The following is an 18,205-nucleotide window of genomic DNA, read 5'->3' on the forward strand; positions in this document are numbered from 1 at the left end:
CACCAGTTTCTTGGTGTCCCTTCCTCATTGCGGTGTCCGCCTCCTTCCCTGCGGACACCGCGCTCCAATTCTGAGACGGCTGGCTACGCCTTGAAACCTGGGTTTCAGGGCGTAGCCCGTTGTTCATTTGCTCGATTACTCGATCACCAGCCAAGGCAGCCAATGGCCTTGGGGATCGCCCGGTTCAAGATGTTTGGCCTGCACAGGCCGGAAATTTCCCGCCTCCGGCGGAACAGCGAGAATATCCATGTCGATCTCGTTCAGCGCCCCGCGCCATCCCTCGCCCTCCGGTTCGAGCTGGTAGTAGACGCCGTTCCAGGTGTCGATCCCGTACTCGGTGGCATCTTTCCAGATGAACAGGAAATCATATTCCAGATCGGTGGGATCAGCCGCAACATTGCGGCGGTTTTCATATGGGTAAGGCAGATGGCACCAATGCTTTTCGTTGCCCGCAATGCACCGGAACGGCCGCATGGACAGGAAATAATCACCGAATGGCGCGTCCACATAGGACAGCTCATACTGCCCGTCCGGTTGCATGATGATATCCGCGACGTGAATGCGCGCGCCCGTCGCATCTTCGAGAAAGGCCCGCATTTCCCGGTCCGATGCTTGAGACGCGCCGGATATGATCATTGGCGCAAGTATCGCCGCGCCCAGAGCGTTTATGCGTGTCACCTCAAACCCTCCCGAGACGTATTTCAGTCACTTTAGCGCAGCCAGCGAACCGTCCTGTTCACACTGCTGTCAAGCAGTTCAGGGTCTTACGACCAATGTTCAATACCGGTCGCCAAGCAATCTCACAATAATCCGGCCATGCGTCAAAACCCGACTCCCCTGTCGGCGTGTGACGCTGGGAGAGGACAAACGGGAGGACCCCAATGAACCGGTTTATCACCGCCGTGACGGCTGCCATTCTGGCCGCAGGCGTGGCACACGCTGAAGTGACCGAGGCCGATCTGGCCAATGACCAGGCCAGCGCCGGCGACGTGCTGACGAACGGCATGGGCCGTCACCTGCAGCGTTATTCGCCGCTGGAAACACTGAACAAGGACAACGTGAAAAACCTCGTCCCCGCATGGGCTTTCTCCATGGGCGGCGAGAAGCAGCGTGGTCAGGAAACGCAACCGCTGGTGCATGACGGTGTCATGTATATCACCGGCTCCTACAGCCGCGTCTATGCCATCGACGTCATGACCGGCAAGGAACTCTGGCAGTACGACGCACGTCTGCCCGAAGGCATCCTGCCCTGCTGCGACGTGATCAACCGCGGTGCGGCGATCTATGGCGACAACATCTATTTTGGCACGCTCGATGCCCGCATCGTCGCGCTGAATAAGGACACCGGCGACGTTGTCTGGCGCAAGAAGATCGACGATTACAAGGCGGGCTATTCCTACACGGCGGCCCCCCTGATCGTGAACGGGCTGGTCGTGACCGGCAACTCCGGCGGCGAGTTCGGCATCGTGGGCGCGGTGGAAGCGCGCGACGCTGAAACCGGTGATCTGGTGTGGAAACGTCCGGTGATCGAAGGCCATATGGGTGAGCTGAACGGCGAACCGTCCACCATGACCGGCACGCTCAACGCGACCTGGCCGGGCGACATGTGGAAAACCGGCGGTGGTGCGACCTGGCTCGGTGGCTCCTATGACGCTGACACAGACACGCTGGTCTTTGGCGCGGGCAACCCGGCGCCCTGGAACTCCTGGCTGCGCGATGCAGGTCAGGACAACACTGGCAAGGGCGACAACCTCTACGCCGCAAGCCGTATCGGCATCGACCCGTCCACCGGCGAGATCAAGTGGCACTTCCAGACCACCCCGCGTGAGGGCTGGGACTATGACGGTGTGAACGAGGTCGTGGCCTACACCAACCGCGCTGGCGAGATGCGGTATGCAACCGCTGACCGGAACGGTTTCTTCTATGTTCTGAACCGTGAAGACGGCGCATTCGTCCGCGGCGTTCCGTTCGTCAAGGATATCTCCTGGGCCTCGGGTCTCGATGAGAACGGTCGCCCGATCTTTAACGAAGACAACCGTCCCGGCGATCCGACAGCGGCTGCCGACGGCAAGAAAGGCGACGTGATCTTTGCCTCGCCCTCTTTCCTAGGTGGCAAGAACTGGATGCCGATGGCGTTCTCGCAGCGCACCGGCAACTTCTATGTTCCCTCCAACGAATGGGGCATGGATATCTGGAACGAGCCGATCACCTACAAGAAAGGTGCGGCCTATCTCGGTGCGGGCTTTACCATCAAGCCGAACTACGAAGACCATATCGGTACGCTCAAGGCGATTGACCCCGATACCGGCGAATGGAAGTGGGAATACAAGAACGACGCTCCGCTGTGGTCGGGCGTGATGACCACCGCTGGCGGTCTGGTGTTCTTTGGCACCCCCGAGGGCGAGTTCATCGCTCTGGATGACGAAACCGGTGAAAAGCTGTGGTCCTTCCAGACCGGCTCGGGCATCGTTGGTCAGCCCATCACCTGGGAGATGGACGGCGAGCAATATGTAGCCATCGCATCCGGCTGGGGTGGCGCGGTTCCGCTCTGGGGTGGTGAAGTGGCCAAGAAGGTCAACTACCTCAACCAGGGTGGCATGATCTGGACATTCAAACTGCCCAAGCAGCTGGCGTCCATGGAGTAAGCTGCACGCCGTTGAAAATGTGAAACGCGCCCCGAATTTGGGGCGCGTTTTTCGTTTCCGGGGAAGGCAAAAACGAAATCTTCAAAAGATTTCGGAACGATTTCTTTTGAAGTAATCGTTTTCTACCTCACCACATAGACTGAACAATCGGAATGGCGCACCACCCGCGCCGCATTCGGTCCGAGCAGGTAGTCCTTGAGATCCGGACGATGCGCACCAATGACAATCAGGTCGGCCTCCGAGACTTTCGCCGCCTTCAGCACCTCTTCATAGACACTGCCAACCGCTACGATATGCCGGATTTTTGCGTTGGCTTCAGCCCCCAACACCTTTTCCGCAAAATCGCTCAGCGCCTTGGCCGCACCATCGCGCGCCGAACGCACGTGATGGTCCTGAAAGTACGCGCCCACCACCGTCGCTCCGAAATCGGGCACAACCGTGATCACGTCAAGCTGTGCCCCGTCCATTGCCGCCAGCCGCTGGGCGGCCTGCAGCACATGGGTTTCTTCCTCGGGGCGGTTGGTGTCGATGGCACAGAGGACTACGGAAAGCGTCATGCCGGTTCTCCTTGGAGGATGGGTTGAGCGCGCCGCCTTTGCAGGAACGCGATAAGGGCCAGCAAAAGCAGCGCCGGGATAAAGATCAGCTCCTTGGGCATCTGGTCCGCCGTGGCTTGCACGCTTGCGATCTGCACCGGGTCGTCGGCGTAGAAATCAAAGCTGGATAGCGCATCGCCCAGGTCTCTACCAAACATTGGCTCATCCAGACGCATCACCTCGCCCTCGGGCACAAGGATAAAGCCCAGCGCATCCAGCCGCGCCTGCGATCCTTCGGCATCCGGCACGGTGAGCGGAACGGTCACATCCTTGATCTCCAAAGTGTCGAAATCGGGGCCCGAGATCACCACCCGCAATTCGCTGCCCGGTTTCGCATTACCCAGCGCTTCGCTGAATGCGGCGGGTGCGATGTTTTCGAACGGCGGCTGGATCTGGTTCATGAAGAAGCCGGGCCGGAACAGCGCGAAGGCAATCAGCAGCATGGCCACGGTTTCCCAGATGCGGTTCCTGGTCAGGAACCAGCCCATGGTCGCTGCGGTGAACACAAGGATGCCCACGGTCGCCACGATGAAGACGATGATGCCCTGCACCCATGTCACATCGATCAAGAGCAGATCCGTGTTGAAGATGAACACAAACGGCAGCGCCACGGTCCGCAGGCTATAGAAGAACGCCGTGAACCCCGTGCGGATCGCGTCGCCCCCAGAAACGGCCGCCGCCGCGAAGGAGGCGAGACCCACCGGCGGCGTCACATCCGCCATGATCCCGAAATAGAACACGAAGAGATGCACCGCGATCAGCGGAACGATCAGCCCCGATTGCGCGCCCAGTTCGACCACCACAGCCACCATAAGCGAGGACACAACAATATAGTTCGCCGTGGTCGGCAGCCCCATGCCAAGGATCAGCGACAGGATCGCCACGAAGATCAGCATCAGGATCAGGTTGCCGCCCGACAGAAACTCGACGAAATCGGCCATCACCTGACCGATCCCGGTCAGCGACACGGTACCCACAATGATCCCGGCGGTGGCTGTGGCCAGACCGATCCCGATCATGTTGCGCGCCCCGTCGATCATACCTTCGATCAGGTCCACGCCCCCGTCACGCAGCCGGTTCACGGCGTTCACCTCGCCTCGGAACATCGCTTTGAGCATCTTTTGCGTGAGCAGGATGCCAAACAGCAGGAAGGTCGCCCAGAACGCCGACAGACCCGGCGATTTGCGTTCGATCATCAGGAAATAGACCAGCACGATGATCGGCAGCAGATAATAAAGACCGGTCTTGTAGATCTCGGCCACTACCGGCAGCTCGACCTCTTCCGCATTGGGGTCGTCCGGCTCCAGATCCGGCGATTGCGCCGCGAGATAGACGAGCCCCACGTAGATCGCGAACAAAAGCGCGCCAAGGATCCAGCCCGAGCCGTTCGGCACCAGCGCCACGATCCAACTGACCGGGAACTGGGTGGCATAGCACAATAGTGCGAAGCCCGCGAAGAACGCGAACATCCCGCCGATGGTGCGCCCCATGGACACGACCCGGTTGCCGAGCGTCGGCATGTTGTTTTTCACCGCTTCAAGGTGAACGATATAGACCAGCGCAATGTAGGAAATCACCGCGGGCAGGAAGGCATGGGTGATCACCTCGACATAGGAGATGCCCACATATTCCACCATGAGGAACGCTGCTGCCCCCATCACCGGCGGCATGATCTGACCGTTCACAGAGGACGCAACCTCGACCGAGCCCGCCTTTTCCGCCGAGAAACCCACCCGTTTCATGAGCGGGATGGTAAAGGTGCCGGTGGTGACCACATTGGCGATGGACGAGCCCGAAATCAGACCGGTAGCGGCAGAGCCGACCACAGCCGCCTTGGCCGGGCCGCCACGCAGGTGGCCAAGCGCGCCGAACGCCATCTTGATGAAATAGTTGCCGGCACCCGCCTTATCCAGCAGCGCGCCAAACAGCACGAAGAGGAAGACGAATTTCGTCGACACACCCAGCGCGATGCCGAACACGCCCTCGGAGGTGATCCACATATGGCTCATCGCCTTGCGCAGGCTGGCCCCGGCCCAGCGGATCTGGTCCGGCACAGCCTCGGACGAGCCGAAGAAGACGTAAAACAGGAAGACCACCGCAAGGATCACCATGACAGGACCCAGAACGCGGTAAGCAGAAATGAACAAAAGGATCAGACCGGCCAGCGCAAAATAGGCGTCGGTGGCATCCGCCAGCCCGCCATTGCCGACGATCTTTTCGTAGAAGAAATAGCCATAAAGCGCGAGAAACGCGCCGCCGATGCCCAACGCCCAATCGTAATAAGGAATGCGGTCACGCGGGCTGGATTTGAACAACGGATAGGCCATGGCGGCCAGGAAAATCGCAAAGGCCAGATGGATCTGGCGCGAATTGTTGATCAAATCGCCGGGCAGGATATAGGGCGCGACCGGCGAGGCCAGCAAAACCTGAAACACCGACCAGATCAGCGCGACAGCGGCAATGAACGTGCCGACCGCGCCGACCGGGCTGCGCGCCCCGCTGTCGCTGGCGGCGACCAGTTCCTGAAGTTCTTCTTCGCTTAACGCGCGTTTGTTTGAATCGGACATCTGACCCCCTGCTGCCGTTTTCCCGGCGCCTTACATGGTTTTGGTTCCGTACGGGCAAACCGGGGGCAGTCACCCGCCCCCGGCCACATCACAAGGCAATGATCAGTCGATCAGGCCTTTTTCCTTGTAGTATTTGGCCGCGCCATCATGCAGCGGAGCGGACAAACCTGCGGTGGCCATTTCTTCCGGCTTGAGCACGCCAAAAGCCGGGTGCAGGCCTTTGAAGTCCTCGATATTGTCAAAGACCGCGCTCACCAGCGTATAGACCACATCCTCAGAGACATCCGCCGATGTCACGAACGTCGCGCCCACACCAAAGGTCGTGGTGTCGCTGTCATTGCCGCGATACATGCCGCCGGGGATGGTGGCCGAACGGTAGAACGAGTTCTCCGAGATCAGCTTGTCCACCGCTTCACCGGTCACGTTCACCAGCACGGAATCACAGGCTGTCGTCGCTTCCTGAATGGAGCCGGAGGGGTGGCCAACGGTATAGACCATGGCGTCGATCTGGTTGTCGCAAAGCGCCGCGGATTGCTCCGCCGCCTTCAACTCGGTCGCCAGAGCGAAATCATCGGTGGTCCAGCCCAGCGCTTCAATGAGCACTTCCATCGTGCCGCGCTGGCCGGAGCCGGGGTTGCCGATATTGACGCGCTTGCCCTTGAGGTCCTCGAAGTTGGTGATGCCACTATCCGCGCGGGCCACCACGGTAAAGGGTTCCGGATGCACCGAGAACACAGCGCGCAGGCCCTCGAACGGGCCCGCCTCTTCAAAGCGCGACGAGCCGTTATAGGCGTGGTACTGCCAGTCGGACTGCGCCACGCCAAACTCAAGCTCACCTTCACGAATGGTGTTGATGTTGTAGACCGAGCCACCGGTGGATTCGACCGAGCAGCGCACGCCATGATCGCGGCGGCCCTTGTTCACCAGACGGCAGATCGCGCCGCCGGTCGGGTAATACACACCCGTCACACCGCCGGTGCCGATGGTGATGAACTCTTCGGCATGGGCCATCGGCGCCATCATCGTGGCCGACACCGCAAAGGCGGCTGTGAGTTTCAGTTTGTTGAACATTTTGTTCTCCCTCTTGGTTGGTTGTTGGTTGTGATGCTCAAAGGTCCCAGACTTCGGCCAGCACCCGATTTGCGCTTTCGACCTCGGCTATCCTTGCCCGCGCGGCGGGGCCGGAGCGGCTCACCAACACGCCAATCAGGGACTCGACGAGGAAAATCGTAACGACATAGGACGAGAAGAAATGCGGGCTGTCGGTGGGCACGATGAAATGCGCCGATGCGTGCTTTAGTGCCGGACAACTCAGCGTGTCGGTGATGACAATGACAAACACGCCCTGTTCCTGCGCCATTTTCGCGGCCCGGATCGCGCGGCCCGCAAACGGCGGCTTGGTCACGATCAGAAGCACATCCTGCGCCCCCAGCCCCACGATCCCGCCGCCCAGCGACGCCCCCATGCGGCTGGCCATCGACCAGGTGTCGGTGCAGAAATTGGCCATGTAGGACAGGTACTCCACCACGCCCGTCGACCCCAGCGCGCCCAGCAACAAAACTTTGCGCGCCGCCGCGATATGGTCCACCGCGCGGTCCAGCATGGCCCGGTCCAGATCATCGGTGAAGCTGCGCAGATTGCTTTGACAGGCCGCCAGATGCGCATCGACAAAGCCGGCGTTCTGGTTCTTGGGGTCACTGTGCAAACGTTCCGCCCGTTCGGCGAAATTGTTCACCCGCTGGCCGATCTTGGTGCGCACCTCTTCGCGCAATTCCTCGATATCGGAATAGCCCAAGGCCCGCGCCAGTCGCGAAAAGGCCGCCGGTGAAATGCCGCTGTCGCGCGACACGGTGCGCAGCGTCCGCGTGGCAAGATCGACAGGGTTTTCGGTCAGGTAGTCCGCAGCCTGCCGCAGTGCCCCGCTCAGGTCACCATAGCGCTCTGCCAGCCGAACTTCGAACGTCGAACTCAAACGATACCCCCCGGTCGCTCACCGCACCCCCGAACTGTCCGTTTTGTTTCATTCGTTGTCAACGGTTGCTTCATCTGTTTCATTGAGATCAGAAACACCGCTGTGAGGGTGCCACATGTCTCATGTTTTCCCCCGCCACACCAAGGGCACCATGCCCGTCGCCGTTCGGGGCGAAGGCATTTACCTTTATGATTCAACTGGGAAATCTTACCTGGACGGCTCTGGTGGCGCGGCTGTGTCCTGCCTTGGCCATAGTGATCCGGACGTGATTTCCGCGATCAAGTCACAGCTTGATTCGCTGGATTTTGCCCATACGGGTTTCCTTACGTCAGCCCCTGCCGAGGCGTTGGCAGACCGTCTGGTGGCCCACGCCCCCGAGGGAATCGAGCGGGTCTATCTGGTGTCCGGCGGGTCCGAGGCAGTCGAATCGGCGCTTAAACTGGCCCGGCAATACATGCTGGAAATTGGCCAGCCCGAACGCACCCGGTTTATCGCGCGCCGCCAAAGCTACCACGGCAATACGCTGGGCGCGCTTGGCACCGGCGGCAACATGTGGAGGCGCGCGCCGTTCGATCCGGTCATGGTCTCGGCCAGCCATATCGCGCCCTGCTACGAATACCGGGACCGCGCGGAGGGTGAGAGCCTTGAGGAGTACGGCCAGCGCGTCGCCGACGAACTGGAAGCGGAATTGCTGCGCGTCGGCCCCGACACGGTGATCGGATTTCTGGCCGAACCGGTGGTCGGGGCCACGGCGGGCGCGGTGCCCGCGGTGCCGGGATATTTCAAACGCATCCGCGAGATCTGTGACCGGTATGGCGTGCTGCTGATCCTCGACGAGGTGATGTGCGGTATGAGCCGCACCGGTACGTTCTTTGCCTGCGAACAGGACGGGGTGCGCCCTGATATCATCACCATCGCCAAGGGGCTGGGCGCGGGATACCAGCCCATCGGGGCGATGCTGTGTTCGGGCGAAATCTACGGCGCGATTGAATCCGGCACCGGGTTCTTTCAGCACGGGCATACCTATCTGGGTCATCCTGTCGCCTGTGCGGCGGCGAATGCGGTGGTGACCAAGCTGACGACCGGCGGGCTGACGGATCGCGCCGCACGTATCGGGGCGTATTTCGCCGACGCGCTTGCCGCCGAGTTCGGCCAGCATCCGCATGTCGGCGACATCCGGGGGCGCGGTATGTTCCGCGCACTGGAATTCGTGGCCGAGCGTGACACGAAAGAGCCTTTTGATCCCGACCTGAAAATCGCCGCGCGACTCAAGGCCAACGCGATGAAAAACGGGCTGATCTGCTATCCGATGAACGGCACGATTGACGGGCGGCGCGGCGATCACGTGCTGTTGGCACCGCCTTTTATCTGTACCGAGGCCCAGATTGACGAGCTGATCGGCAAATTGTCGAAAAGCCTGTCAGAAACGCTTTAGTTGTTGAACAGGAAGTGCAACACGTCGCCGTCCTTGACCATGTAGGACTTGCCCTCGGCGCGCATCTTGCCCGCTTCCTTGGCACCCTGTTCACCGTTATTGGCGATGAAATCGTCATAGGCGATGGTCTCGGCGCGGATGAAGCCCTTTTCGAAATCGCCATGAATCACGCCTGCGGCCTGCGGGGCCATGGTGCCTTCGCGAATGGTCCAGGCGCGCGCCTCTTTCGGGCCGACGGTGAAATAGGTCTCAAGATGCAAAAGCGCGTAACCCGCCTTGATCAACCGGTCGAGCCCGGCCTCTTCCAGGCCCATTTCTGACAGGAACATCTCGGCCTCTTCGGCGTCCAGCTGGCTGATCTCTTCTTCGATTTGGGCTGAAATGACCACGGACCCAGCCCCCTGCTCTGCCGCCATTTCGGCAACGCGGGCGGAATGTTCATTGCCCTCTGCCGCGCTGCCCTCATCGACATTGCAGACATAGAGGATCTTCTTGGAGGTCAGCAGTTGCAGGTTTTTCCATGCCTTGCGGTCCTCGGCATCCACCTCGACCAGACGCGCGGGCTTGCCCTCTTCCAGCATGGCCTGTGCAGCGGCAAGCAGACGATCCTGCTGCGCCGCTTCCTTGTCATTGCCCTTGAGCTTGCGCACCAGACCCGCGCGGCGCTTTTCGATGCTTTCGAGATCGGCGAGCATCAGTTCGGTTTCGATCACCTCGGCATCGGCCACGGGATCAACGCGGCCCTCCACATGGGTCACATCACCGTCTTCAAAACAGCGCAGCACATGGGCGATGGCATCCACCTCGCGGATATTGGCCAGGAACTGGTTGCCCAGCCCTTCGCCCTTGGACGCACCTTTCACAAGGCCCGCGATATCCACAAAGGTCATTCGCGCCGGGATGATCTGTTTCGACTGGGCGATGGCCGCAAGCTTGTCCAGCCGCGGATCGGGCACGGCGACCTCGCCGACATTGGGCTCAATGGTGCAGAACGGAAAATTCGCCGCCTGCGCCGCAGCCGTCTTGGTCAGCGCGTTGAACAGCGTGGACTTGCCCACATTCGGCAGACCCACAATCCCCATCTTGAAACCCATGGCGGCATCCCTTCGCAAAATCTGCCGCTTCCCTAGTTCGCGCGGGGGCCAAGTGCAAGCATCCATGGCCCACGCCCCATTGCCTTTGGCGCGCAAATTGGGCAAATCGGGCAGAGCCGTTTCGAAGGCCAGTTCAAAGGACGCCCACATGACCCGCATCGACGCCAAATTCGCCGCGCTGAAAGCCGAGAACAAGAAAGCCTTTGTCGCCTATGTCATGGCGGGCGATCCGGATTTCGACACCTCGCTCGAGGTCGTCAAAGGGCTGCCCGGCGCGGGTGTGGATGTGATCGAACTGGGCCTGCCCTTTACCGACCCGATGGCCGACGGCCCGACCATTCAGTTGGCCGGGCAGCGCGCGTTGGAGGGGGGCATGACGCTGGACCGGACGCTGGAGATTGCCCGCCGGTTTCGCGAAGGGGACGACACGACGCCCATCGTGCTGATGGGCTATTATAACCCGATTTATTCGCGCGGCGTTGATACCTTTCTGGTGCAGGCGAAAGAGGCCGGGATCGACGGGCTGATCGTCGTGGACCTGCCCCCCGAAGAGGATGAAGAGCTCTGCATCCCGGCTCAGGCCGCGGGGATGAACTTCATTCGTCTGGCCACCCCCACCACCGATGACAAACGCCTGCCCAAGGTGCTGCAGAACACCAGCGGCTTTGTCTATTACGTGTCGATCACCGGCATCACCGGCGCCGCCGAAGCAAGTGCAACCGATGTCGGCCCCGAGGTGGCGCGGATCAAGGCCGCGACCAACCTGCCGATCATCGTGGGCTTTGGCGTCAATTCCCCGGACAAGGCGCAGGCCATTGCCTCGGTCGCGGATGGCTGCGTTGTGGGCTCGGCCATCGTCAAGAAACTCGGGGACGGATCTTCCCCGGACGAGGTGTTGAGCTTCGTCAAATCGCTGGCGGACGGGGCTCATTCCGCCTGAGCGCGCCCGAGATCGCCAGCGGTCAACAGCTGTGCCATGCATTGCACCAGCCGCTCGCGTTTCACCGGCTTGGCGACATGGCCATCGACACCGCACCGCAGGTATTCCTCGACCTGATGGGTCATCGCATTTGCGGTCAGGGCAATGATCGGGACGCGCTGCTCTGACGCGCGGTCCATCTCTGCGGCACGGATCAGCGCCACCGCTTCCAACCCGCCCATGACCGGCATGTTCACATCCATGAGGATAAGGTCAAAGCTGCCGCACCGCCATGCTGCAACTGCCTCGGCGCCGTTCTCGACCATGGTGATGCTCAGGCTGTATTTCTTGAGCAGGTGATGCAGAACGAGGCGATTGGTCTTGTTGTCCTCCGCCACCAGAATCCGCCATGCCCGCGCCATCAGCACCGCCTCTGCCTCGGGAAGCGCAACGGGTGGGCTGCACGGTTTTGACTGCCCCGCTGCCACCTCGACCCTGGCCGTAAAGGTTGATCCCCGGGGAACGCCGGGTGTAAAACTCAGATCGCCGCCCATCAGGCGGCACATCTTGCGTGCAATCGACAGGCCCAGCCCGGTGCCACCATGGCGGCGCGTGACCGAGGCATCGACCTGTGAAAAAGGCTGAAACAGTCGTTCCTGCTTGCCCTCGGGCACGCCCGGACCGCTGTCTGATACGGCAAGCGCAAGCTGCATCGGCTTTTCATCCGAAAGACGGACATGCAACCCAACCCCGCCGGTTTCGGTGAACTTGATCGCGTTGGAAAGCAGGTTCGAGATCACCTGTCGCAGGCGGGTGGGATCGGAGACGATGCGCCTTCGTCCACCAAGGTCAATCTGCACCTCGAACCCGAGCCCCTTGTCCGCCGCGCTGAGCGCGTAGAGCCGTGTCACCGCGTCCAGAAGCTCCACGAGGTCGAACTCGATCGCCTCGATTTCCATCTGCTGGGCTTCGATCTTGGTCAGGTCCAGTATGTCATTGATGATTGACAAAAGCGCTTGCCCGGACGAGCTCATCACGTCCAGCAATTCCATCTGCGCCTCGGTCAGGCCGCTGTCGCGCAACGCGTCGGCCATGCCCATGACACCGTTGAGCGGCGTTCGGATTTCATGGCTCATCATAGCAAGAAAGGCGGTCTTGGCCTCGCTTGCCTGCTCCGCCTGCCGCTTGGCACGGTCCAGAGCGGCGGTGCGGGTCCGCACCTGATCCTCAAGCGAGGCGGCTTGAGCCTTGAGCGCCTCATTGGCCTCGAACAGTTCGCGGCTTTTCTGATCCAGCAGGCGCTCGGCCTCTTCGCGGGCGCGCCTCTCGCGATTGTACCGCCGCCGCGATACCGGACCTTCGGCCAGAGCAATCGGCTCGCCCGCCATCCTGCTTACCCCGTCAGCCGGACCTGGAATTCCGCCGCCTTGCCCGCCTCGTCGCCGATCTGGGTCACCGTGACCTCGGCCGGGTCACCGAAATGGGCGATACACGCCTCGATCATGCCATGGCAGAAGGGCACCAGCGGCCGATCCGAGCGATAGGTCATCCTGAGCGCGCGTTCGCCCTGCCACTTGGTCTCGAAGGTGGGCAATTCAGCATCGGGATAAAGCTTGCGCACCTCGACATGCACCTCGTTCTCGATCGCGTCCAGCATGGCCAGAACATTGGGCTTGTCCTTGAAGAACGCCGGATATGTTTCGACGAACCTGCCGTGAATCCACTGCCCGAACTGCCGTTCCAGTTCCGGCACCGGAACAGTGGTATGGGCGCTGATCGCATCGACGATCCTGAGCAGTTCCGCACAGGGATAATTGCCCACGGCGCTGTAGGCCCCGTCACTGTCCAGATCGAGCGTATCAAGAATGTCGTCCACCGCATCTTCGCCGATGACAGCCTCTGCCATGCTCAGCAATTCGGTGAAAACCATGCCCTTCATCGGCCCGCTCCTTTGCTTGCGTACCCCCGGCATAGCCCAGAGAAGTAAAGCAGCGCTTAAGTGCCGCAATCGTGAGGCTTGCGGACAAACCGCAATATTGGTAAAGCTTTTTTACCAATTCACCGAAAGAGTCGCCCTATGCCTGTGATCACCTGCATCGAAGACCTCAAGCGCCTGTATAAAGCGCGCGCGCCGAAAATGTTCTACGACTACTGCGAATCGGGCAGCTGGACGGAACAGACCTTCCGCGAAAACATCTCGGACTTCGACAAGATCCGTCTGCGCCAGCGCGTGGCGGTGGACATGACCAACCGCACCACCGCGGGCCAGATGGTCGGTCAGGACGTGTCGATGCCCGTGGCGCTTGCGCCAGTAGGCATGACAGGGATGCAGCATGCCGATGGCGAAATTCTCGCCGCCAAGGCCGCGGAGAAATTCGGAGTACCCTTCACGCTTTCGACCTTGTCGATCTGTTCCATCGAGGATGTGGCGGAACACACCTCGGCCCCGTTCTGGTTTCAGGTCTACACGCTCACCGATGACGACTACATGCGTCGTCTGATCAACAGGGCCAAGGACGCAGGCTGTTCGGCGCTGGTCATCACGCTGGACCTGCAGATCCTCGGCCAGCGGCACAAGGACCTGAAAAACGGGCTCTCCGCCCCGCCGAAACCGACGCTGGCCAATATGATCAACCTGTCGACCAAATGGCGCTGGGGTCTGGGCATGCTGGGCACCAAGCGGCGTACCTTCCGCAATGTGGTGGGCCATGTAGAGGGGATCACAGATCCGGCGTCGCTGTCCTCCTGGACCGCCGAGAAATTCGACCATGCGCTGGATTGGGACCGGGTCAAACAACTCATGGACATGTGGGGCGGCAAGGTGATCCTCAAGGGTATTCTGGACCCTGAGGATGCTGTGAAAGCCGCCGATCTGGGGGCCGATGCGATCATTGTGTCCAACCACGGCGGGCGGCAGCTGGACGGTGCACTGAGTTCCATCCGCATGCTCAAGCCCATCCTCGACGCCGTGGGCGACCGGCTCGAGGTGCATCTCGACAGCGGCATCCGCTCGGGGCAGGACGTGCTCAAGGCCATTGCGATGGGGGCCAAGGGCGTCATGATCGGACGGGCCTTTGTCTATGGTCTGGGGGCTATGGGCGAAGCGGGCGTGACCAAGGCACTGGAAGTGATCCATAAGGAGCTGGATACCTCCATGGCGCTCTGCGGCAAACGCGACCTGAAGGATGTGGACCGCAATATCCTGCTGGTGCCCGAGGATTTCGAAGGCCGTTGGCAAGCGTGAAATCGAACACTGGCGCGCGGATGCCCGCCAGTGTCCAAACTAGCGCCCGCCAGCCGGACTCTTCTAAAAGTGAGATAAATCACACAAAACACTCGCATAGGGTGTATACTGGGCTGGTTCACACCAACAGGAGCCAGCCATGTCCGCCCGCATCCTCGCCGCCTTTGCCCTGTCCACCTGCCTGAGCGCACCGATTGCCGCGCAGACCGTCTTTGTCGATCAGGGGGCCGACTGGACCCCGTCCCTGCGCGACCAGTTCTACACACAGGATCAGGGCTCGCGCATCATGCCGATCGCCTGGATGCGGGCGCTGAAGGCACCCGATGGCCAGCCCTTCCTGCATGACGCGCTGGCGCGTTACGGCTATCTCCCTCTACCCCATCATGGCGAGGCCGACCTGCCAGTGGGCTTTACCACGAACACCTACGGAAATGTGGAAGCGGTGGGCATGACCTGCGCCGCCTGCCACACAAGGCAGATCGAGGTGAGTGGCACGCCCTACCGGCTGGATGGCGGCCCGGGGATCGTGGATTTTCAGAGTTTTCTCAAAGATCTGGACGACGCGACACAGGCGCTGCTGAGCGATGAGACCACGTTCGAAGACTTCGCCACAGGCGTTCTAGGCTCCAACGCCAGCGAGACCCAGATCAACGCGCTCAAGGCCGATCTGGAGGTCTGGGCGAACCGCTATCACACGCTGATCACCCGCTCCCTGCCCGATCCGGCCTGGGGGCCTGCGCGGCTTGACGCGGTGTCGATGATTTTCAACCGATTGGCGGGGCTCGATCTGGGCGAGGAGAGCGACGACTACATCATCGCCGACAATATCGCCGTGGCCGATGCCCCCACGCGCTACCCGTTCCTGTGGAACGCCGCGCGTCAGGACTATACGCAATGGCCGGGCTTTGCCGAGAACGGCAATGAGCTTCTGGGCCTGTCGCGCAATCTGGGCGAGGTTTACGGCGTCTTTGGCGAGTTCCACCCCCAGCCCAAATCGGGGCTGTTTTTCAATCGCGACTATATCTCGGTCAACTCGGCGAATTTCGAAGGGCTCAAAGAGCTCGAAGACTGGATCTGGGATATCGGCGCGCCGAAATGGCCGTGGGAGATCAACCGGGACCTCGCAAAGCAGGGCGAAGAGATTTTCAATCTGTCCGAGGAAAACGGCGGCTGCGTGGATTGTCACGGCGTCAAGACGGGGGAGTTCCGCTCGCTCTTCCATTCCACATGGGCCACGCCGATCCTTGATGCGGGCACGGATGTGCGCGAATGCCAGATCCTGACGCGCGTGGTGAAAACCGGCGTGCTCGAAGGGGCGTCCATCCCGCTGATCGAAAAGCCGCTGGGCGCAGAGGCTCCGGCATTCGAGGTGCTGGCCACCTCGGTTCTGGGCGCGATCATCCAGCATTCCACCTCGTTTCTCAGCGATGACAAGCTGGCCGCAGCGCGTGACGTGGCCTCGCCGGATGCCAACAACGACTTCCTGAACGAGTTCGACGACCTGCGCGGGGCCTTCCCGGTCACCGACGACGCCGCGCCCAAGGATGTGGGACCGGCAGAGGGCTGCAAATACGAATCCCGCGTGTTGCACGGGATCTGGGCCGCCGCGCCATACCTGCATAACGGCTCTGTCCCGACACTGGCCGATCTGCTGGAGAAATCCGAGAACCGCCCGGCCAGCTTCACGCCCGGGCCGAATTACGACATCGACAAGGTCGGCATGTCCACTGAACAAACCGCGTTCGACCATGTGATCGAAACCACCGGCTGCGATGATCTCACCTCGGGCAATTCACGCTGCGGGCATGAATACGGCACGGATCTGTCGGCAGATCAGAAGAAGGCTCTGCTGGAATATCTCAAGTCGATCTGAGCCGTTTCGGCCCCCCGGGGCTTTGATCCCGGGGGCACCGCTGACGGAAGGAACAGCGGCACATGCGGCCCGGCCTCCATCGGCAGATCCCCGGTTAGACGGGGGTCTTCGGCAATCTCGATTTGCTGACGATACGGCGTAAATCCAGACCGGATGTAAAACCCAAGCGCCTGCGGGCTGTCGAGCGTGCAGGTATGCACATGAAAGCGGCGGATCGGGGCGGACCATGCGGCGTCTGTCGCGAAATTCATCAAAGCGCGCCCCACCCCCTGCCCGACCAGCGCCGGGGTCAGCCCAAAATAGGCCAGTTCACAGTCCCCCGGTTCGCGGAAATCCAGTTCCAGCAATCCCTCTGCCTGACCGTCCTTTTCCACCGCATAAACATGTACGTTGGGGTCCGAGAGGATCGAAGAGAGCGTTGCGTCCCCCATGCCCATGCGGGAGAACCACAGCCAGTCCTGCCCGCCCACGCGCAGGAACAAGTCGCGGTACCAGTCCAGCGAGGGTGCCTCGACCCGGCGAATGGGCCATGCGGCGGCCTCTGGCGCGGGCCGCGCGTCGGGGCGTGCGCGCATCTCCAGATGCGTGACCACTGCCGCCACCTTGCCCGGTGGCACGTCGTGAAAGCCGTTACTCAGCATGTGATCTCCCCTGATGTGACGCCAGCATCGGCGCAAGAATAAAGGTGACAAGCAACAGCGCCACCCCCATCACCGCAAAGGATGTGCTCAGACCGAACCCTTCGGAGACAAACCCCATAATGGGCGGGCCAATGAAGAACCCGGCATAGCCGATCACCGATATACGTGCGATGGCCGCCGTGCGCGCCCGGTTGCTCACATGGCGTCCGACGAACGAAAACGCCATCGGCGCCACCACGGACACGCCCAGTCCCAGAACCGCAAACCCGGCATAGGCCAGAAACAACCCCTCGGCCATGGCCGCCATGAATGCACCCGCGGCCGACAGCACGGCGGCCACCGCCAGCACGGCAATTTCGGAGAAGGATTTGACCAGCGCCTGACCGCCGAACCGCCCCGCCGCCATGGTCAACCCCAGCAAAGCGGGCCCCATCGCCCCCTCGGCCGCGCCACCCCCAAGGCTGCGTTCGATATGCAGCGCCGACCAGCCTTCGGTGGCCTGCTCCGCCATGAAAGCAATGAGAATCACCATCCCGGCTACGATCAGAAGCCCCGGCGCGGCATCGGTGTGTGACACGTCATCTTCATCGAGCGGCTCACCGTGATCGCGCAGCGCCTCGCGCACCAAAACAAGATTGAGCACGCCCAGCAGCGCAAAGACCGTCAAAGGCGAAAACCCGGCTTCGCGCAACAGCCCGACCAAAAGCGCCGACAGCCCATAGGCCAGCGAGAACAGCCCATGGGCAAAATTCATCAGCGGTCGACGGCGCCGCGCCTCGACCGAAGAGACCCGCGCATTCATCACCACATCGAGCGTGCCGGCACTGCATGTGCAGCACAACATGCCCAGCGTGAACGCCACCGGCGCCCCCGCAAGTGACGGCACCACAAAGGCAAATCCCAGCACCAGCGCCAGTACCGGCAGGGTCCACCGCCCCAGCCAGCCATCCATGCGCGGCGCTGTCCACATCGCACCAACCGCGCCAAAAGACGCCACCAGCAGCGACAACCCAAACACCCCGTCCGACGCCCCGATCTGTGCCTTGATCACCGGCACCTGCGCGGCAAAAGCCCCCCAGACCATGCCAATCGTGGCAAAACAGGCCAGCGGCGCACGTGCGGCGCGGATATCGTCACTGGAAATCATCGCCAAGCCGTGCCACGACGCCCGCGCGTTGGCAATCGACAAAAGCCGTACAGGGGCGCGCAGAAAGGCTCT

15 protein-coding genes are annotated in these 18,205 nt (G+C 61.4%); 5 read left to right on the plus strand and 10 right to left on the minus strand.

Annotated features, from left to right (window positions below):
• Nucleotides 1–135: 135 nt before the first annotated feature.
• A complete protein-coding gene (locus PGB28_RS06145; RefSeq protein ID WP_271420619.1) occupies nucleotides 136–678 on the minus strand; it encodes a hypothetical protein in 543 nt (180 codons plus the stop codon).
• Nucleotides 679–881: 203 nt separating this feature from the next.
• Here PGB28_RS06145 and PGB28_RS06150 point away from each other — a divergent pair, with 203 nt between their 5' ends.
• Nucleotides 882–2,645, plus strand: a complete 1,764-nt coding sequence (locus PGB28_RS06150; RefSeq protein WP_271420620.1) for a PQQ-dependent methanol/ethanol family dehydrogenase — start codon at nucleotides 882–884, stop codon at nucleotides 2,643–2,645.
• A gap of 122 nt (nucleotides 2,646–2,767) precedes the next feature.
• Here PGB28_RS06150 and PGB28_RS06155 read toward each other — a convergent pair whose 3' ends face one another.
• From PGB28_RS06155 to PGB28_RS06170, 4 genes are all read right to left on the minus strand, one after another.
• The gene (locus PGB28_RS06155) at nucleotides 2,768–3,202 is read right to left on the minus strand and encodes a universal stress protein (protein ID WP_271420621.1); all 435 of its coding nucleotides are present in this window, start codon (nucleotides 3,200–3,202) and stop codon (nucleotides 2,768–2,770) included.
• Complete coding sequence (locus tag PGB28_RS06160) at nucleotides 3,199–5,808, minus strand: TRAP transporter permease (RefSeq protein WP_271420622.1); 2,610 nt, start codon at nucleotides 5,806–5,808, stop codon at nucleotides 3,199–3,201. The genes PGB28_RS06155 and PGB28_RS06160 overlap by 4 nt, the downstream gene beginning before the upstream one ends.
• Before the next feature lie 102 nt (nucleotides 5,809–5,910).
• Nucleotides 5,911–6,879: a TAXI family TRAP transporter solute-binding subunit gene (locus PGB28_RS06165; RefSeq protein WP_271420623.1), complete on the minus strand. Its 969-nt coding sequence runs from the start codon at nucleotides 6,877–6,879 to the stop codon at nucleotides 5,911–5,913.
• A gap of 37 nt (nucleotides 6,880–6,916) precedes the next feature.
• Nucleotides 6,917–7,780: a MurR/RpiR family transcriptional regulator gene (locus PGB28_RS06170; protein WP_271420624.1), complete on the minus strand. Its 864-nt coding sequence runs from the start codon at nucleotides 7,778–7,780 to the stop codon at nucleotides 6,917–6,919.
• 115 nt (nucleotides 7,781–7,895) lie between these two features.
• Here PGB28_RS06170 and PGB28_RS06175 point away from each other — a divergent pair, with 115 nt between their 5' ends.
• Entirely contained in the window at nucleotides 7,896–9,215 is a 1,320-nt protein-coding gene (locus PGB28_RS06175) for an aspartate aminotransferase family protein (RefSeq protein ID WP_271420625.1), read from the plus strand.
• On the opposite strand, the gene ychF is transcribed toward PGB28_RS06175, so the two are convergent.
• Nucleotides 9,212–10,309 carry a redox-regulated ATPase YchF gene (gene ychF / locus PGB28_RS06180; RefSeq protein ID WP_271420626.1) on the minus strand — a complete coding sequence of 366 codons (1,098 nt, stop codon included), beginning with the start codon at nucleotides 10,307–10,309 and terminating at the stop codon, nucleotides 9,212–9,214. The two genes, PGB28_RS06175 and ychF, sit on opposite strands and share 4 nt — an antisense overlap.
• 148 nt (nucleotides 10,310–10,457) lie before the next feature.
• Here ychF and trpA point away from each other — a divergent pair, with 148 nt between their 5' ends.
• Nucleotides 10,458–11,249: a tryptophan synthase subunit alpha gene (gene trpA / locus PGB28_RS06185; RefSeq protein ID WP_271420627.1), complete on the plus strand. Its 792-nt coding sequence runs from the start codon at nucleotides 10,458–10,460 to the stop codon at nucleotides 11,247–11,249.
• On the opposite strand, the gene PGB28_RS06190 is transcribed toward trpA, so the two are convergent.
• Together PGB28_RS06190 and PGB28_RS06195 are read right to left on the minus strand one after the other, a co-directional pair.
• Nucleotides 11,237–12,616, minus strand: a complete 1,380-nt coding sequence (locus PGB28_RS06190) for an ATP-binding protein (RefSeq protein ID WP_271420628.1) — start codon at nucleotides 12,614–12,616, stop codon at nucleotides 11,237–11,239. The genes trpA and PGB28_RS06190 overlap by 13 nt on opposite strands.
• A gap of 5 nt (nucleotides 12,617–12,621) precedes the next feature.
• Entirely contained in the window at nucleotides 12,622–13,167 is a 546-nt protein-coding gene (locus tag PGB28_RS06195; protein ID WP_271420629.1) for a heme NO-binding domain-containing protein, read from the minus strand.
• A 138-nt stretch (nucleotides 13,168–13,305) separates the two neighbouring features.
• Between PGB28_RS06195 and PGB28_RS06200 the strand changes: the two genes are divergently transcribed.
• Both PGB28_RS06200 and PGB28_RS06205 read left to right on the plus strand, forming a co-directional pair.
• Nucleotides 13,306–14,472, plus strand: coding sequence for an alpha-hydroxy acid oxidase (locus PGB28_RS06200; RefSeq protein ID WP_271420630.1), 1,167 nt, complete (start codon nucleotides 13,306–13,308; stop codon nucleotides 14,470–14,472).
• 139 nt (nucleotides 14,473–14,611) lie between these two features.
• Nucleotides 14,612–16,345, plus strand: coding sequence for a di-heme-cytochrome C peroxidase (locus PGB28_RS06205; RefSeq protein WP_271420631.1), 1,734 nt, complete (start codon nucleotides 14,612–14,614; stop codon nucleotides 16,343–16,345).
• On the opposite strand, the gene PGB28_RS06210 is transcribed toward PGB28_RS06205, so the two are convergent.
• Nucleotides 16,306–16,986 (minus strand): GNAT family N-acetyltransferase, encoded by a 681-nt coding sequence (locus PGB28_RS06210; RefSeq protein WP_271420632.1) that lies wholly within the window; start codon nucleotides 16,984–16,986, stop codon nucleotides 16,306–16,308. The genes PGB28_RS06205 and PGB28_RS06210 overlap by 40 nt on opposite strands.
• Nucleotides 16,976–18,175 carry an MFS transporter gene (locus PGB28_RS06215; RefSeq protein WP_271420633.1) on the minus strand — a complete coding sequence of 400 codons (1,200 nt, stop codon included), beginning with the start codon at nucleotides 18,173–18,175 and terminating at the stop codon, nucleotides 16,976–16,978. Before PGB28_RS06215 ends, PGB28_RS06210 begins: the two co-directional genes overlap by 11 nt.
• Between the last annotated feature and the right edge of the window lie 30 nt (nucleotides 18,176–18,205).

Source organism: Primorskyibacter aestuariivivens (assembly GCF_028023675.1).
Classification (GTDB): domain Bacteria; phylum Pseudomonadota; class Alphaproteobacteria; order Rhodobacterales; family Rhodobacteraceae; genus Marinovum; species Marinovum aestuariivivens.

Coding starts and splice junctions, on each gene's coding strand:
- PGB28_RS06150 (WP_271420620.1), top strand. CDS start 882: ATGAACCGGTTTATCACCGCCGTGACGGCTGCCATTCTGGCCGCAGGC.
- PGB28_RS06155 (WP_271420621.1), bottom strand. CDS start 3,202: ATGACGCTTTCCGTAGTCCTCTGTGCCATCGACACCAACCGCCCCGAG.
- PGB28_RS06160 (WP_271420622.1), bottom strand. CDS start 5,808: ATGTCCGATTCAAACAAACGCGCGTTAAGCGAAGAAGAACTTCAGGAA.
- PGB28_RS06165 (WP_271420623.1), bottom strand. CDS start 6,879: ATGTTCAACAAACTGAAACTCACAGCCGCCTTTGCGGTGTCGGCCACG.
- PGB28_RS06175 (WP_271420625.1), top strand. CDS start 7,896: ATGTCTCATGTTTTCCCCCGCCACACCAAGGGCACCATGCCCGTCGCC.
- ychF (WP_271420626.1), bottom strand. CDS start 10,309: ATGGGTTTCAAGATGGGGATTGTGGGTCTGCCGAATGTGGGCAAGTCC.
- trpA (WP_271420627.1), top strand. CDS start 10,458: ATGACCCGCATCGACGCCAAATTCGCCGCGCTGAAAGCCGAGAACAAG.
- PGB28_RS06190 (WP_271420628.1), bottom strand. CDS start 12,616: ATGGCGGGCGAGCCGATTGCTCTGGCCGAAGGTCCGGTATCGCGGCGG.
- PGB28_RS06195 (WP_271420629.1), bottom strand. CDS start 13,167: ATGAAGGGCATGGTTTTCACCGAATTGCTGAGCATGGCAGAGGCTGTC.
- PGB28_RS06200 (WP_271420630.1), top strand. CDS start 13,306: ATGCCTGTGATCACCTGCATCGAAGACCTCAAGCGCCTGTATAAAGCG.
- PGB28_RS06205 (WP_271420631.1), top strand. CDS start 14,612: ATGTCCGCCCGCATCCTCGCCGCCTTTGCCCTGTCCACCTGCCTGAGC.
- PGB28_RS06210 (WP_271420632.1), bottom strand. CDS start 16,986: ATGCTGAGTAACGGCTTTCACGACGTGCCACCGGGCAAGGTGGCGGCA.